The 13,797-nt window shown below is 59.6% G+C and carries 13 protein-coding genes, 4 tRNA genes and 1 riboswitch; of the genes, 11 read left to right on the top strand and 6 right to left on the bottom strand.

The annotated features are described in order from the left end of the window. Positions 1–113: 113 nt before the first annotated feature. Positions 114–623 carry a 6,7-dimethyl-8-ribityllumazine synthase gene (locus tag ABVN20_RS06805; RefSeq protein WP_368554774.1) on the bottom strand — a complete coding sequence of 170 codons (510 nt, stop codon included), beginning with the start codon at positions 621–623 and terminating at the stop codon, positions 114–116. Positions 624–723: 100 nt separating this feature from the next. Further along, a riboswitch (FMN riboswitch) is annotated at positions 724–894 on the bottom strand. Between the two features lie 187 nt (positions 895–1,081). On the opposite strand from ABVN20_RS06805, the gene ltaE reads away from it, so the two are divergent. The 7 genes from ltaE to ABVN20_RS06770 all read left to right on the top strand — a co-directional run bounded on the left by ltaE (position 1,082) and on the right by ABVN20_RS06770 (position 7,043). Continuing rightward, positions 1,082–2,086, top strand: a complete 1,005-nt coding sequence (gene ltaE / locus ABVN20_RS06800) for a low-specificity L-threonine aldolase (RefSeq protein ID WP_368554773.1) — start codon at positions 1,082–1,084, stop codon at positions 2,084–2,086. Between the two features lie 146 nt (positions 2,087–2,232). Next, positions 2,233–4,857: an alanine--tRNA ligase gene (gene alaS, locus ABVN20_RS06795; protein ID WP_368554772.1), complete on the top strand. Its 2,625-nt coding sequence runs from the start codon at positions 2,233–2,235 to the stop codon at positions 4,855–4,857. Positions 4,858–4,948: 91 nt separating this feature from the next. Beyond that, positions 4,949–6,190 carry an aspartate kinase gene (locus ABVN20_RS06790; protein ID WP_192305806.1) on the top strand — a complete coding sequence of 414 codons (1,242 nt, stop codon included), beginning with the start codon at positions 4,949–4,951 and terminating at the stop codon, positions 6,188–6,190. Positions 6,191–6,369: 179 nt separating this feature from the next. After that, positions 6,370–6,558: a carbon storage regulator CsrA gene (gene csrA / locus ABVN20_RS06785; protein ID WP_002554426.1), complete on the top strand. Its 189-nt coding sequence runs from the start codon at positions 6,370–6,372 to the stop codon at positions 6,556–6,558. A gap of 62 nt (positions 6,559–6,620) precedes the next feature. Beyond that, positions 6,621–6,711, top strand: a tRNA-Ser gene (locus tag ABVN20_RS06780). A 107-nt stretch (positions 6,712–6,818) separates the two neighbouring features. Next, positions 6,819–6,895: transfer RNA gene (locus tag ABVN20_RS06775), tRNA-Arg, on the top strand. A gap of 71 nt (positions 6,896–6,966) precedes the next feature. Then, positions 6,967–7,043: transfer RNA gene (locus ABVN20_RS06770), tRNA-Arg, on the top strand. A gap of 19 nt (positions 7,044–7,062) precedes the next feature. On the opposite strand, the gene ABVN20_RS06765 is transcribed toward ABVN20_RS06770, so the two are convergent. Continuing rightward, entirely contained in the window at positions 7,063–7,572 is a 510-nt protein-coding gene (locus ABVN20_RS06765) for a cell envelope protein SmpA (protein ID WP_368554771.1), read from the bottom strand. A gap of 320 nt (positions 7,573–7,892) precedes the next feature. On the opposite strand from ABVN20_RS06765, the gene mgtE reads away from it, so the two are divergent. Further along, on the top strand, positions 7,893–9,335 hold the full coding sequence (gene mgtE, locus ABVN20_RS06760; RefSeq protein WP_368554770.1) for a magnesium transporter: 1,443 nt from the start codon (positions 7,893–7,895) through the stop codon (positions 9,333–9,335). A 117-nt stretch (positions 9,336–9,452) separates the two neighbouring features. On the opposite strand, the gene ABVN20_RS06755 is transcribed toward mgtE, so the two are convergent. Then, a complete protein-coding gene (locus ABVN20_RS06755) occupies positions 9,453–9,779 on the bottom strand; it encodes an Arc family DNA-binding protein (protein WP_368554769.1) in 327 nt (108 codons plus the stop codon). Between the two features lie 386 nt (positions 9,780–10,165). Between ABVN20_RS06755 and phnN the strand changes: the two genes are divergently transcribed. Next, positions 10,166–10,738 carry a phosphonate metabolism protein/1,5-bisphosphokinase (PRPP-forming) PhnN gene (gene phnN / locus ABVN20_RS06750; RefSeq protein WP_368554767.1) on the top strand — a complete coding sequence of 191 codons (573 nt, stop codon included), beginning with the start codon at positions 10,166–10,168 and terminating at the stop codon, positions 10,736–10,738. Here the strand turns inward: phnN and ABVN20_RS06745 are convergent. Both ABVN20_RS06745 and ABVN20_RS06740 read right to left on the bottom strand, forming a co-directional pair. Further along, positions 10,713–10,892, bottom strand: a complete 180-nt coding sequence (locus tag ABVN20_RS06745; RefSeq protein ID WP_368554766.1) for a PA3371 family protein — start codon at positions 10,890–10,892, stop codon at positions 10,713–10,715. The genes phnN and ABVN20_RS06745 overlap by 26 nt on opposite strands. Before the next feature lie 21 nt (positions 10,893–10,913). Next, a complete protein-coding gene (locus ABVN20_RS06740; RefSeq protein WP_368554765.1) occupies positions 10,914–11,144 on the bottom strand; it encodes a hypothetical protein in 231 nt (76 codons plus the stop codon). 292 nt (positions 11,145–11,436) lie between these two features. Between ABVN20_RS06740 and ABVN20_RS06735 the strand changes: the two genes are divergently transcribed. Both ABVN20_RS06735 and ABVN20_RS06730 read left to right on the top strand, forming a co-directional pair. Then, a tRNA-Arg gene (locus ABVN20_RS06735) sits at positions 11,437–11,513 on the top strand. Between the two features lie 138 nt (positions 11,514–11,651). Then, positions 11,652–12,029 carry a c-type cytochrome gene (locus tag ABVN20_RS06730; protein ID WP_368554764.1) on the top strand — a complete coding sequence of 126 codons (378 nt, stop codon included), beginning with the start codon at positions 11,652–11,654 and terminating at the stop codon, positions 12,027–12,029. 54 nt (positions 12,030–12,083) lie between these two features. Here ABVN20_RS06730 and ABVN20_RS06725 read toward each other — a convergent pair whose 3' ends face one another. Continuing rightward, on the bottom strand, positions 12,084–13,724 hold the full coding sequence (locus ABVN20_RS06725) for a methyl-accepting chemotaxis protein (protein WP_368554762.1): 1,641 nt from the start codon (positions 13,722–13,724) through the stop codon (positions 12,084–12,086). Positions 13,725–13,797: the final 73 nt, after the last annotated feature.

Here is a 13,797-nt window from a genome sequence, read left to right as displayed (position 1 = left end):
ATCTCAATGTGGGAGCGAGCCTGCTCGCGATGGCGGTGTGTCAGTCAACTGATTGATCGACTGATACACCTATCGCGAGCAGGCTCGCTCCCACATTTTTGGGGCGGGGGGAGTTACACCGCTACCGCACGCGGCTCACTGCGCCGCAGCGCACGGGTCTTGGCCAGCGTATCGGCACAGGTCTTCGCCGCTTCCTCGCCCTTGTGCACAAAATGCTCGAAGAAGAACTTCTGGTGTTCTTCACCGGCATGGAAGTGGTGCGGGGTCAGGACCACCGAGAACACCGGCACTTCGGTTTCCAGCTGAACCTGCATCAGGGCGCTGATCACCGACTGGGCGACGAACTCATGGCGATAGATGCCGCCATCCACCACCAGGCCGGCGGCGACGATGCCGGCGTAACGGCCGGTCTTGGCCAGCAGCTTGGCGTGCAGCGGGATTTCGAAGGCGCCGCCGAGTTCGAAGAAGTCGATGTCCGATTCCTGATAACCCTGGGCAATCATCTGGGCGACGAAGCCTTTGCGGCTCTGGTCGACGATTTCCTTGTGCCAGCAAGCCTGGATGAACGCGATGCGCTCGCCCTGAGGGTGTTTGCCTTTGCTATCGAATGCAGTGGGTTGCATGTTCTGACTCCTGTTTAATTAAAAAACAGGGCATATGAATCGAATGGGATTCAAGGGTACGCACGCGCACGAGTGCGCGCAGACGGCCCTTTGGCGTCAATCCCGTTCTCTCTTCATCCGGACTGTGACCGTCGGCCCCGGAATCACACCGGGTCTGCTGACCTTGTCGCCAGGCACCGCCAAAGCCGTGCTGCCGCCAAGCGCTCGCGGGCTATGCGCCTTGCGCGCAATTACCGCCGGTGGGGAATTACACCCCGCCCTGAGAACGTTGTGCCGACAGAATGTCTGGCGGCGCAGCGTTTTTAACACAACTTTCGGCCACGTGCATTGATGCTTTCAGATGATTGTCATCGGTTTTTTTGTTGAATCCGCCGCTTTCAAGGGTTGATTAATCGTGCTGATGACCGCAGTAATCCCTCTCTGACAATAAATTCCCCGTGCTAACCGAGGCCTGATTCATGAGCGTTATCGATCTTCGCAGCGACACCGTCACCCAACCGACTCCAGGGATGCTCGACGCAATGGCCGGGGCGGCCACCGGTGACGACGTCTACGGCGAAGACCCGACGGTCAATCGCCTGGAGGCCGAGCTGGCCAGCCGGCTGGGTTTTGCCGCCGCGCTGTTCGTACCGACGGGCACCATGAGCAACCTGCTGGGCCTGATGGCCCATTGCGAGCGTGGCGACGAATACGTGGTGGGCCAGCAGGCGCATACCTACAAATACGAAGGTGGCGGGGCGGCGGTGCTCGGGTCGATCCAGCCGCAGCCACTGGAAGTGCAGGCCGACGGCTCGCTGGACCTGGCCCAGGTGGCGGCCGCGATCAAGCCCGATGACTTCCACTTCGCCCGCACGCGTCTGCTCGCCCTGGAAAACACCATGCAGGGCAAGGTCCTGCCGCTGGCTTATCTGGCCGAGGCGCGCCGTTTTACCCGTGAGCACGGCCTGCAACTGCACCTCGATGGCGCCCGGTTGTACAACGCCGCCGTCAAGTTGGGGGTGGACGCCCGCGAGATCGCCCAGCATTTCGATTCGGTCTCGGTGTGCCTGTCCAAGGGCCTGGGCGCGCCGGTGGGTTCGGTGTTGTGCGGGTCCAGCGAACTGATCGGCAAGGCCCGGCGCCTGCGCAAGATGGTCGGCGGCGGCATGCGCCAGGCCGGCATCCTCGCTGCGGCCGGCCTCTATGCACTGGATCACAACGTGCAGCGCCTGGCCGATGACCACGCCAACACCCAGCACCTGGCTGAAGGCCTGCGTGCCGCGGGCTACGCGGTCGAGCCGGTGCAGACCAACATGGTCTACGTGCAGATTGGCGACCAGGCCGAGGCGCTCAAGGCGTTTGCCGCCGAACGCGGGATCAAGCTCAGCGCTGCCGCCCGTCTGAGAATGGTCACCCACATGGACGTCAGCCGCGCGCAAATCGAGCAAGTGGTCGCGACATTCGTCGACTTTTCACATAAGTGATAGCGTTAGCGGTCCAATTGACCGTTTCTATCGTATAAACACGCTGTACCCCGCGCGCAGGGCCGATATAATGCGGCCCTTTGCCGTCGTTTCGTCTGGTGACGTTTCGAACAGGCCTTTGGCCGCAGCCTCCGTGGAAGAACCTAATGAAAAGCGCAGAAATCCGTGAAGCCTTCCTTCGCTTCTTCGAAGAGCAAGGCCACACCCGTGTAGCCTCCAGCTCTTTGATTCCGGGCAATGACCCAACCCTGCTGTTCACCAACGCGGGGATGAACCAGTTCAAGGATTGCTTCCTGGGCCAGGAAAAGCGCGCGTACACCCGCGCCGTCAGCAGCCAGAAATGCGTGCGCGCCGGCGGCAAGCACAACGACCTGGAAAACGTCGGTTATACCGCTCGTCACCACACCTTCTTCGAAATGCTGGGTAACTTCAGCTTCGGCGACTACTTCAAGCGTGATGCGATCACCTACGCCTGGACCTTCCTGACGTCCGACAAGTGGTTGAACCTGCCGAAAGAAAAACTCTGGGTCACCGTCTACGCCAGCGATGACGAGGCCTACGACATCTGGACCAAGGAAATCGGCGTTCCGGCCGAGCGCATGGTCCGTATCGGCGACAACAAGGGCGCGCCTTACGCCTCCGACAACTTCTGGACCATGGGCGATACCGGCCCGTGCGGTCCTTGCACCGAGATTTTCTATGATCACGGCGCCGACATCTGGGGTGGCCCACCGGGCTCGCCGGAAGAAGACGGCGACCGCTACATCGAAATCTGGAACAACGTGTTCATGCAGTTCAACCGCACCGCCGATGGCGTGTTGCACCCGCTGCCAGCGCCGTCGGTCGACACCGGTATGGGCCTGGAGCGCATCAGTGCCGTGCTGCAGCACGTTCACTCGAACTATGAAATCGACCTGTTCCAGAGCCTGCTGAACGCATCGGCCAAGGCCATCGGTTGCACCAACGATGCCCAGGCTTCGCTGAAAGTGGTAGCGGACCACATCCGTTCCTGCGGCTTCCTGATCGCCGACGGCGTGCTGCCTTCCAACGAAGGCCGTGGCTACGTGCTGCGTCGCATCATCCGTCGTGCCTGCCGTCACGGCAACAAACTGGGCGCCAAGGGCAGCTTCTTCTACCAGATCGTCGCGGCCCTGGTCGCCGAGATGGGCGAAGCCTTCCCGGAACTCAAAGCCCAGCAGGCGCACATCGAGCGCGTCCTCAAGGCTGAAGAAGAGCAATTCGCCAAGACCCTGGAGCAGGGCCTGAAAATCCTCGAGCAGGACCTGGCCGAACTCAAGGGCGACGTGGTCCCGGGCGACGTGGTGTTCAAGCTCTACGACACCTACGGTTTCCCGATGGACCTGACGGGCGACATCGCCCGCGAGCGTAACCTGACCCTCGACGAAGCCGGCTTCGAACGTGAAATGGAAGCCCAGCGCGTACGTGCCCGTGCTGCCAGTTCCTTCGGCATGGACTACAACAGCCTGGTCAAGGTCGACGTCGACACCGAGTTCACCGGCTACCACGCCACCAGCGGTGCGGCGAAAGTCATTGCCCTGTACAAGGACGGGCAATCGGTCGACGTCCTCAATGAAGGCGACGAAGGCGTGGTCGTGCTCGACCAGACGCCGTTCTACGCCGAATCCGGTGGCCAGATCGGCGACTGCGGTTTCATCCAGGCCGGCAACGGTCGTTTCGACGTGCGCGACACCACCAAGACCGGCGGCGCGTTCCTGCACCACGGCGTCCAGGCGCTGGGCAACCTGACCGTTGCCGCGCCGGTGGAAACCCGCGTCGAAGCCGAGGTGCGTCACGCCACCTCGCTGAACCACTCGGCCACTCACCTGCTGCACGCCGCGCTGCGCAAGGTGCTGGGCGATCACGTCCAGCAGAAAGGTTCGTTGGTCGACAGTCAGCGCCTGCGTTTTGACTTCAGTCACTTCGAGGCGATCAAGCCAGAGCAGATCAAGGCCCTGGAAGACATCGTCAACGCCGAGATCCGCAAGAACTCCGCCGTTGAAACCGAAGAAACCGACATCGACACCGCCAAGAAGAAAGGCGCCATGGCGCTGTTCGGCGAAAAATACGGCGACAACGTGCGCGTGCTGAGCATGGGCGGCGATTTCTCCGTCGAGCTGTGCGGCGGTATCCACGCCAACCGTACCGGCGACATCGGCCTGCTGAAAATCATCAGCGAAGGCGGTGTGGCGGCGGGTGTGCGTCGTATCGAAGCGGTCACTGGTGCAGCCGCACTGGCGTACCTGAACGCTGCCGAAGAACAACTCAAGGAAGCGGCCAGCCTGGTCAAGGGCAGCCGTGACAACCTGATCGACAAGCTGTCGGCTGTGCTGGAGCGCAACCGTCTGCTGGAGAAGCAACTCGAGCAGTTGCAGGCCAAGGCGGCCAGCGCGGCGGGCGACGATCTGTCGGCTTCCGCCCTGGACGTCAAGGACGTCAAGGTCCTGGCTGCGCGCCTGGACGGCCAGGATGGCAAGGCGCTGCTGGCGCTGGTCGATCAACTGAAAAACAAACTCGGCCGCGCAGTGATCCTGCTCGGCAGTGTCCATGAGGAAAAGGTCGTACTGGTTGCAGGCGTAACCAAGGACCTGACTGGCCAACTCAAAGCCGGTGATTTGATGAAGCAGGCCGCTGCGGCAGTGGGCGGGAAGGGCGGTGGTCGTCCGGACATGGCGCAAGGCGGCGGTACCGACGCTGGCGCACTGGACGCGGCCCTGGCCCTGACCGTTCCATTCGTAGAGCAGGGTTTATAAGGCAGCGTGTCCGGCCCGCAGTCCAGTGGCGGGCCGGCACGTTGTTTGAGTGATTATTTGGGCGCCCTTCATGGGCAGAGGCGGCTTTGAAATGGCTTTGATCGTACAGAAATTTGGAGGCACCTCGGTCGGTACTGTCGAGAGAATCGAGCAGGTCGCCGACAAGGTTAAGAAATTCCGCGATGCCGGCGATGACCTGGTGGTTGTGCTGTCTGCAATGAGCGGCGAAACCAACCGTCTGATCGATCTGGCCAAGCAAATCAGTGGCGAAGATCAGCCGGTTCCGCGTGAGCTGGACGTGATCGTCTCCACCGGCGAGCAGGTGACGATCGCACTGTTGGCCATGGCGCTGATCAAGCGCGGCGTGCCAGCGGTGTCCTACACCGGCAACCAGGTCCGCATCCTGACGGACAGCGCTCACAATAAAGCGCGTATCTTGCAGATTGATGACCAGAAGATTCGTGGTGACCTGAAGGCCGGTCGCGTGGTGGTTGTCGCCGGTTTCCAGGGCGTCGACGAGCACGGCAACATCACCACCCTCGGTCGTGGCGGTTCCGACACCACCGGCGTGGCACTGGCGGCGGCCCTCAAGGCTGACGAATGCCAGATCTACACCGACGTCGACGGTGTCTACACCACCGACCCGCGTGTGGTGTCCGTGGCTCAGCGCCTGGACAAGATCACCTTCGAAGAGATGCTGGAAATGGCCAGCCTCGGTTCCAAGGTGTTGCAGATCCGTGCGGTCGAGTTCGCCGGCAAGTACAACGTTCCGCTGCGCGTACTGCACAGCTTCAAGGAGGGTCCGGGCACCCTCATTACTATTGATGAAGAGGAAACCATGGAACAGCCGATCATTTCCGGCATCGCCTTCAACCGCGATGAAGCCAAGCTGACCATCCGTGGCGTGCCAGACACCCCGGGCGTTGCGTTCAAGATTCTCGGCCCGATCAGCGCCGCGAACATCGAAGTCGACATGATCGTGCAGAACGTTGCGCACGATAACACCACCGACTTCACCTTCACCGTGCACCGCAACGACTACCAGGCCGCCCAGGGCGTGCTGGAAAACACCGCGCGTGAAATCGGTGCCCGTGAAGTGGTGGGCGACACCAAGATCGCCAAGGTCTCGATCGTTGGCGTCGGCATGCGTTCCCACGCAGGCGTGGCCAGCCGCATGTTCGAATCCCTGGCCAAGGAAAGCATCAACATCCAGATGATCTCGACTTCGGAAATCAAGGTTTCCGTGGTGATCGAAGAGAAGTACCTGGAACTGGCCGTGCGCGCTCTGCACACGGCTTTCGAACTGGACGCACCGGCCCGCCAGGGCGAGTGATGCGTTTGCCAAAGGGCGCGGTCTGACCGCGCCCTTTTGTTTTTTTGAATGGCGCAGCGTTCTTTTGCCTGCGCTGGTCAATACTCAGGCATGTAGGGCTGCGATCGTTTCGGTTGTCGGTCGAATGCCTTTTTTTTGCAGACTGTTGTTCCCGAAATGAAATGCGTGAGGAGAAAGGTATGCTGATTCTGACTCGTCGGTGTGCAGAAAGCCTGATTATCGGAGATGGCGAAATCACCGTGACCGTGCTCGGCGTCAAAGGAAACCAGGTTCGCATCGGCGTCAACGCACCGAAAGAGGTTGCGGTGCACCGTGAGGAAATTTACCTGCGTATAAAGAAAGAGAAGGACGAAGAACCAAGCCATTAATTTTTATCGTTTTTTATGTTTGCAAACGGGGAAGAAGCTGGTTAATATACGCCCCGTGTTGCGGAGAGCTGGCCGAGTGGCCGAAGGCGCTCCCCTGCTAAGGGAGTACACCTCACAAGGGTGTCGGGGGTTCGAATCCCCCGTTCTCCGCCATTATTTGCTTAGTACGTTGTAATCTGGCTTCTTCGGTAAGTTGTTGAAATTACTAGAAAAAGTGCTTTACAAAAAGATTTGACGGCCTATAATGCGCGGCAACAAATGCACTCGTAGCTCAGCTGGATAGAGTACTCGGCTACGAACCGAGCGGTCACAGGTTCGAATCCTGTCGAGTGCACCATTTAAGAGTTGTTTGCAGCAATGTAAATGACTTGGCTCCAACCAGTTGTGATCTGGTATAAAACCACAAATGCACTCGTAGCTCAGCTGGATAGAGTACTCGGCTACGAACCGAGCGGTCACAGGTTCGAATCCTGTCGAGTGCACCATATACCAAAAAGCCCGCGTTTAACGCGGGCTTTTTGCTGTCCGGGATTTGGCTTTTCCTTTCGTACATCCTTTCTCATCGAATTCTATGTGAGCACTACGACCCCGCCGGGTGTCGTAGCGGTAGCTCATGGCTGAATTGCGCACGGAGACCTTGTCGGGTTTGCCGAGTGCGCTTTCGACATCCTGCTGGCTCATGCCGGCGACAATCCGTTTATGCAGGATGGCATCCCGGCGTTCCCGGGCCGTGATCAGGTTGCCGCAGCTGTCCTGGGCCAGGCCTACGACTGTGGGCTCCCTGGCGGTGGTGGACGTTTTGCGTGCATCGGCTGCTGGCATCAGCGCGACCGTGCTGCCTGGCTTGTAGGTGCGCACTTCCTGCAGCGACGGGTTATCCCCGCTCGCGCAGCCCAATGTGGTGAACGTGACTCGGCCATTGGCGGCCTCGCAGCGGTGAACGGTTGTTGCGGTGGCTGCGAGCGGTGGGCAGAGCAGGGCGATCATTAAAAAAGAATGGGCATTGGATGGCATCAAACGTCCTCCATGACGGTCTGACTCAAGGTTAGCCGGTACATTTTTCGGCGCGGGTGTGTTTTCTTTTCAGAATGAGTCGTCGCATTTTCATGGATCAGGATGGCGCTCAGGTTTGTCTCGCAAGCGCTTGTTTCAGCCAAGATTTTTTAACGTTTAAAACTGTCGGGCGGTGTATCATTGCGCCCGTCAGCCCCGCCGGGGCTTGTGGAATACCTCCATGGACTTACCCAGTAGAAATTCAGTAAACCGTTGTTCCAATCAAGAATTGACTGATTGATCCTCCCGGCGTGCTCCGCTGCTGGGAGTGGAGTTCGCCTATGTCCGAAGTTGAAGTAAAGAAAACACAGGAAAGTCTGCAGGATCGCCTCGCGCAGGTCGTCGAGCTGTTGCAGCGTCAGCGCATGGTCGAAGACCTGACGCATCGCGAGCAAGGCCCCAATCAGGATCGGGTCGAGAGCCTGGTCCACCGGCAGAACCTCGTCGAGCTGCAACGCAAGCTCGACGACCTGCACTCCGCCGACGTCGCCTACATCCTTGAAGCACTGCCGCTGGACGATCGTCTGACGCTGTGGCAACTGGTCAAGGCCGATCGCGACGGCGACATCCTCCTTGAAGTATCCGATTCGGTCCGTGAAACCCTGATCGCCGACATGGACGATCACGAGCTCCTGGCGGCGGCCAAGGACATGGACGCCGACGAACTCGCCGACCTGGCCTCCGAGCTGCCGCGTGACGTCGTCCATGAGCTGATGGAAACCCTCGATGCGCAACAGCGTGAGCGCGTTCGCTCCGCGTTGTCCTATGACGAGGAGCAGGTCGGTGCGCTGATGGACTTCGAGATGGTGACGATCCGCGAGGATGTCAGTCTCGAAGTGGTCCTGCGTTACCTGCGTCGTCTCAAGGAGTTGCCGGGCCACACCGACAAACTGTTCGTGGTCGATTACGACGGCATCCTCAAGGGCGTGCTGCCGATCAAGCGCCTGCTGGTCAACGACCCGGACAAGCAAGTCGCGGAAGTCATGGCCAGCGATCCGGTGAGTTTCCACCCGGACGAAGACGCCTACGACGCCGCCCAGGCGTTCGAGCGTTACGACTTGATCTCGGCGCCGGTGGTCGACAAGAACGGCAAGCTGATTGGTCGTCTGACCATCGACGAAATGGTCGACCTGATCCGTGAAGAGAGCGAAAGCGAAGTGCTCAGCATGGCGGGTCTGCGCGAAGAAGAAGACATCTTCGCCTCGGTCTGGAAATCCCTGCGCAACCGCTGGGCCTGGCTGGCGATCAACCTGATCACCGCGTTCGTGGCCTCCCGGGTGATCGGCCTGTTCGAAGGCTCGATCGAAAAACTGGTAGCACTGGCGGCGTTGATGCCGATCGTGGCGGGGATCGGTGGTAACTCGGGCAACCAGACCATCACCATGATCGTTCGCGCCATGGCACTCGACCAGGTGAGCACCGGCAATACTTCGCGGCTGATGCGCAAGGAACTGGCGGTCGCCCTGATCAATGGCCTGGTGTGGGGCGGGGTGATTGGCGTCGTGGCCTACTTGCTGTACGGCAGTTGGTCGCTCGGCGTGGTGATGACCGCCGCCATGACCCTCAACCTGTTGCTGGCGGCGTTGATGGGGGTGCTGATCCCCATGACCTTGGCCCGCCTGGGTCGCGATCCGGCGATGGGTGCCAGTGTGATGATCACGGCCATGACCGACAGCGGTGGCTTCTTCATCTTCCTGGGCCTGGCGACGATCTTCCTGCTCTGAAGCCCACACCGAAAAACCCGCCCAATGGCGGGTTTTTTTCTGCCTGGCTTTTTCCGGTACAAAAAATCAGGGCAAAAAAAAGCCAGCGATCAGGCTGGCTTTGAGAATTCGGATGAATCAGGAGGCGTCTGCGGCCATTTCGGCGTCATGCGCAATCAGCGAAACGAGGGCGTTCTGCTGGCGATGGGAGAGTTGACGGAAGCGTTGCAGCAATTCGCGTTCATGCAGGGACAGTTCCGGGCTGTCCAGGCGCATGCTCAGCTCTTCACCCAATGCGCCTTCCTGAATAAGACTCTGCTCCAGGCGCGCAATGATTTCGGAGTTCATGCTGCGATGATGGTTGCGGGCTACGTCGGCAATGCGCTCACGCATTCCGTCTGGCAGACGTACGACGAACTTGTCAGCGGTACGGCTGGAGTAAGCTATCTGTTTCGCTGGGCGCATATATTTAACCGGTTAGTTCAGGGGAGCGGTTCTCGGGATTGGCCGCACGATGTCTGATAGGACAAGGTCCATGGCCAAATGTTCAACCTGAATTGAAAGAGGCTCGCATCATGCCTCAAACTTGCCAGTTCATTGGCGTCAATTCTGTGACAAATATTGAACTGGATAAAGGCGTTATGCCAGCACCAATTATCAGAAATGCGGACTGGTTTGAAAAGCAGGCCAGATCCGTACCGCTGATCGCATTCTGTAGACCGACAGGTGCTGTCCGAAGACGTCCGAGGGTCCAAGCTATGCGAACTCCATCACATTTCCTTATTTTATACAGAATAGTGGCAAATGGCCGATTTACTAGTGGCAATTTGATCATCGGAGGCTGATTCAGGATGGATGGCAGGCTGATTTACCTGATGGGGCCCTCCGGGTCGGGCAAAGACAGCCTGATAGAGGCGGCCCGCGAGCCTCTGTTGGCTCAAGGTTGCGAAGTGGTGCGCCGTGTCATCACCCGTTCGGCGGAATCGGTGGGGGAGGACGCCATCGGCGTTTCCCCTGAAGAATTCGAGCGCCGGCAACGCAACGGCGACTTTGCGCTGTGCTGGAAGGCCAACGGACTCGATTACGGAATTCCTCGGGTGATCGACCAATGGCTCAAGGAAGGGCGCCATGTCCTGGTCAACGGCTCTCGTGGGCATCTGGCCCAGGCCTCGTCGCGTTATCCGACCCTGCTGCCGATCCTGCTGGTCGTGAACGAGAGTGTGCTGCGTGAGCGCCTGCTGCGCCGAGGGCGTGAAAACCTTGCGCAGATCGACGCCCGGCTGCGTCGCAACGACGACTTCGCGGCTGACACCTCAGTGGATCAGCCGCGCCTCTATCGGCTCGATAACTCCGGCGACCTGGCCAGCACGGTCGCCCGGTTGTTGAACCTGCTGCGAATCAACGCAGTACCGGATCAAACTTGAACTTGCGACCGGCGATCAGCGCCAGGACAAACAACGTGCTGAAAACGCCGCAGGCAATCAGCGGCAGGGTGATGAGCGAGTCCTGGAACAGTGAAAAATGAAGAATGGCGCTCAACAGGGCGAGTATGAAAAAACCTGCGGCTGATCGGGACATGCTGTACTCCTGAGGGTTTGATCAAAATACCAGGCGTTCTGAAGCAGGCGCGGACAAGCGAATGTCCTCGCTCACCTCCTGGCTGGCAAAACCGTGTTGATCACTCAACACCGCCCACTGCGGCGCCTTCTGCAACTGAAGGTAATGTGGCATGTGCTGGGCCACCGGCTCGGTGCCGCGTTCAGGGGCAAAATGAAATCCCAGCAAAGTCGCCAGGGCGATCGCATTCGCAAAGAGAAGGGCGCGGGTCATGAGGCTGGCCTCCATTGTTCTTTGGGAACAGATAAAGCAGCCGACATGCCAACAGTCTAACGGCTATTAAGTCATTTAAAAACAGTGGGTTAGGAGGGTCTTGAATAAAGCGCCCGTTGCAAATTGCATTGATAGCATTTTGCAGTGATGCATTTTGCCCGATGAACAAATCCCGCGTGGGCCACAGGCGCCTGCCTACACTTAAAAAGCACTACGGACGACATGACAAAAGCAGACCTGCCCGTTAACATGCACGCCGTCCATCGCACCGCGGTCCTCGTGGTCGACTCGTGTCTCAGTAGCTCAATTGGATAGAGCATCCCCCTCCTAAGGGGAAGGTTGGCAGTTCGAACCTGCCCTGGGACACCAAACAATTGCGGCCTGTATGGCCTTTTTTCTACCGGCTCCATGCTGCTTCAGCGGTGTCGACAGAAAAAACAAAGCCCCTCCCGGATCAACCTGGAGGGGCTTTTTCGTATCAACGGCTCAAGGAAGGCCGCCTCAGAAATGAAAATATTACTCATCGCCTCGCTCGGATTTTTCTCCCTCGTCCAATCGTCACTGTCCTGTGCGGAAAATGCGAACGGGAAAAATCTCTACCTGCAACGGTGCGCCATCTGCCATGGCCCCGATCTCAAGGCGACAGGACCGTTGGCAAACAAAAGCACACCGCCGACGCCAGACCTGACAACCGCCAGCTTCAAGAAGCGCCTGGGTGAATACCCCGGTGTGATCGTCTCTTCGATCATCCTGCGTCCCAACGGCGACCTGATTCCAAGGACATTACGGGAGAACGGAGTGAAGCTGCCGCCGCATGCCTGGAGCGTCCAGGACCTGCGCGATTTGAATCAGTACATGGCGGGTGTGATCGCAAAAAGTCGTTGATGGTGCGAGGCGAGTCCAGCGCATTGCACGCTGGCCTCATGCCTCATCACCTGATTACAACCGAAACCGACTCACCAACGCATTGAACGAAGTCGCCAGGTTCGACAATTCCTGGGTCGAAGCGCTCGTCTGATGCGCACCTGCTGCTGTCTGGGTCGACAGGTCCTGGATGTTGACCAGGTTGCGATCCACCTCGCGAGCCACGTGGGCCTGTTCTTCCGAGGCGGTGGCGATGACGAGGTTGCGGTCGTTGATTTGTGCGATGCCGTCGGCGATCTGTTCCAGGGCCTGGCCGGTGGACTGGGCCAGGGCCTGGGTTTCGCTGACCAGTGACTGGCTTTTGCCCATGGCGCCCACGGCTTCATCGGCGCTGCTGCGCACGCTGTTGATCATGCCTTCGATTTCGCCGGTGGAGGCCTGGGTTCTGGCAGCCAGGGCGCGGACTTCGTCGGCGACCACGGCGAAGCCCCGGCCCTGTTCGCCGGCGCGTGCGGCTTCGATGGCGGCGTTCAGGGCCAGCAGGTTGGTCTGTTCGGCGATGCCGCGAATCACGTCCAGTACTTTGCCGATGTCGCGCACTTGTTCGGCCAGGTCCTTGACCATGGTGGTGGAGGTGGCGATTTCGCTGGTGGCGTTGTTGATCGCGGCGACGGCGTTTCGTGCCTGGTCGCGGCCTTTGCTGGCTTGCTCGCTGGTGGCCTGGGAGGCTTGCGAGGTGGAGACGGCGTTGCGCGCGACTTCTTCGACGGCGGAGGTCATTTCGGTGACCGCGGTGGCAGCCTGTTGGATCTCGTCGTTCTGGCGCACCAACCCGCGACTGCCATTGTCGGTGACGGCGGTCAGCTCTTCAGCGGCGGAAGCCAGTTGATCGGCCGCGCTGGCGATCTGCTGGATGGTGTTTTTCAGGCTGCCCTGCATCTCGGCCAGGGCGGTGAGCAGTTGGCCGGCTTCATCGCGACCGGTGCTGGTGATGTGTTGGGTCAGGTCGCCACCGGCAATGCTGCGGGCGCTCGCCACGGCGTAGCCGATCGGGCGGCTGATCAGTCGGCTGATGAACAGGCCGAGCAGGATGGCGGCGATGAAGGCGACTACGATGCCGATGTACAGCGAGGTCCTGGCCGACGACTCGGTCAGCAGCGCATTGTTCGCGGCCTCGCTGACTTGCTGGTCGTTGGAGTTGTTCATCAGGGTCAGTTCGTCCATGACCACGCGGTAGTTCTTCTGCAGATCACCGAGCAGCAGGGCGCGGCCGTTTTCCACATCGCCGGCCTTCATCAGGTCCAGGTACTTCTGCACGATCGCCTGGTAGACGGGCCAGGCTTTTTCCATTCGATCGGCGGCGGCGCGTTCGTCGTCGGCCAGTGGCGTGCGCCGGTATTCGGCGAAGGCTTTCTCGCTGGCCAGTTTGTTGGCGGCCAGCGAGGCGAGGAATTCGTCTTTGCTGCTTTGGGGCAGCCCGGCAGCCGTGGCGACGTAGAGTCGATACATGTCGCGGGTCTGTCCGACCGCCTTGATTTTCGTCTGCGCGATGTTCATCACGCCGACCAGGTTGTTGTTGAACACGGATCTGAGGCTGTTCGAGAGTTCACTCACTCCCCGGCTTCCCAGCAGGCCGACGCCGAGTGTGATGAAGGCACACACGGCGAAGGCGGTGATCAATTTGGTTGAGAGCTTTGCGTCATTTATCCAACTCATAAGGCATCCTGCGGGTATGTGGGGGACGGAGTTTTCTCGGTCGAAACTCGTAATGAAAAGCGGAGGTCGTCGT

Source organism: Pseudomonas sp. MYb118 (genome assembly GCF_040947875.1).
In the GTDB taxonomy this organism is placed as follows: domain Bacteria; phylum Pseudomonadota; class Gammaproteobacteria; order Pseudomonadales; family Pseudomonadaceae; genus Aquipseudomonas.
The sequence above is the reverse complement of the archived record's forward strand: the minus strand, read 5'-3'. Positions and strand labels throughout refer to the sequence as shown.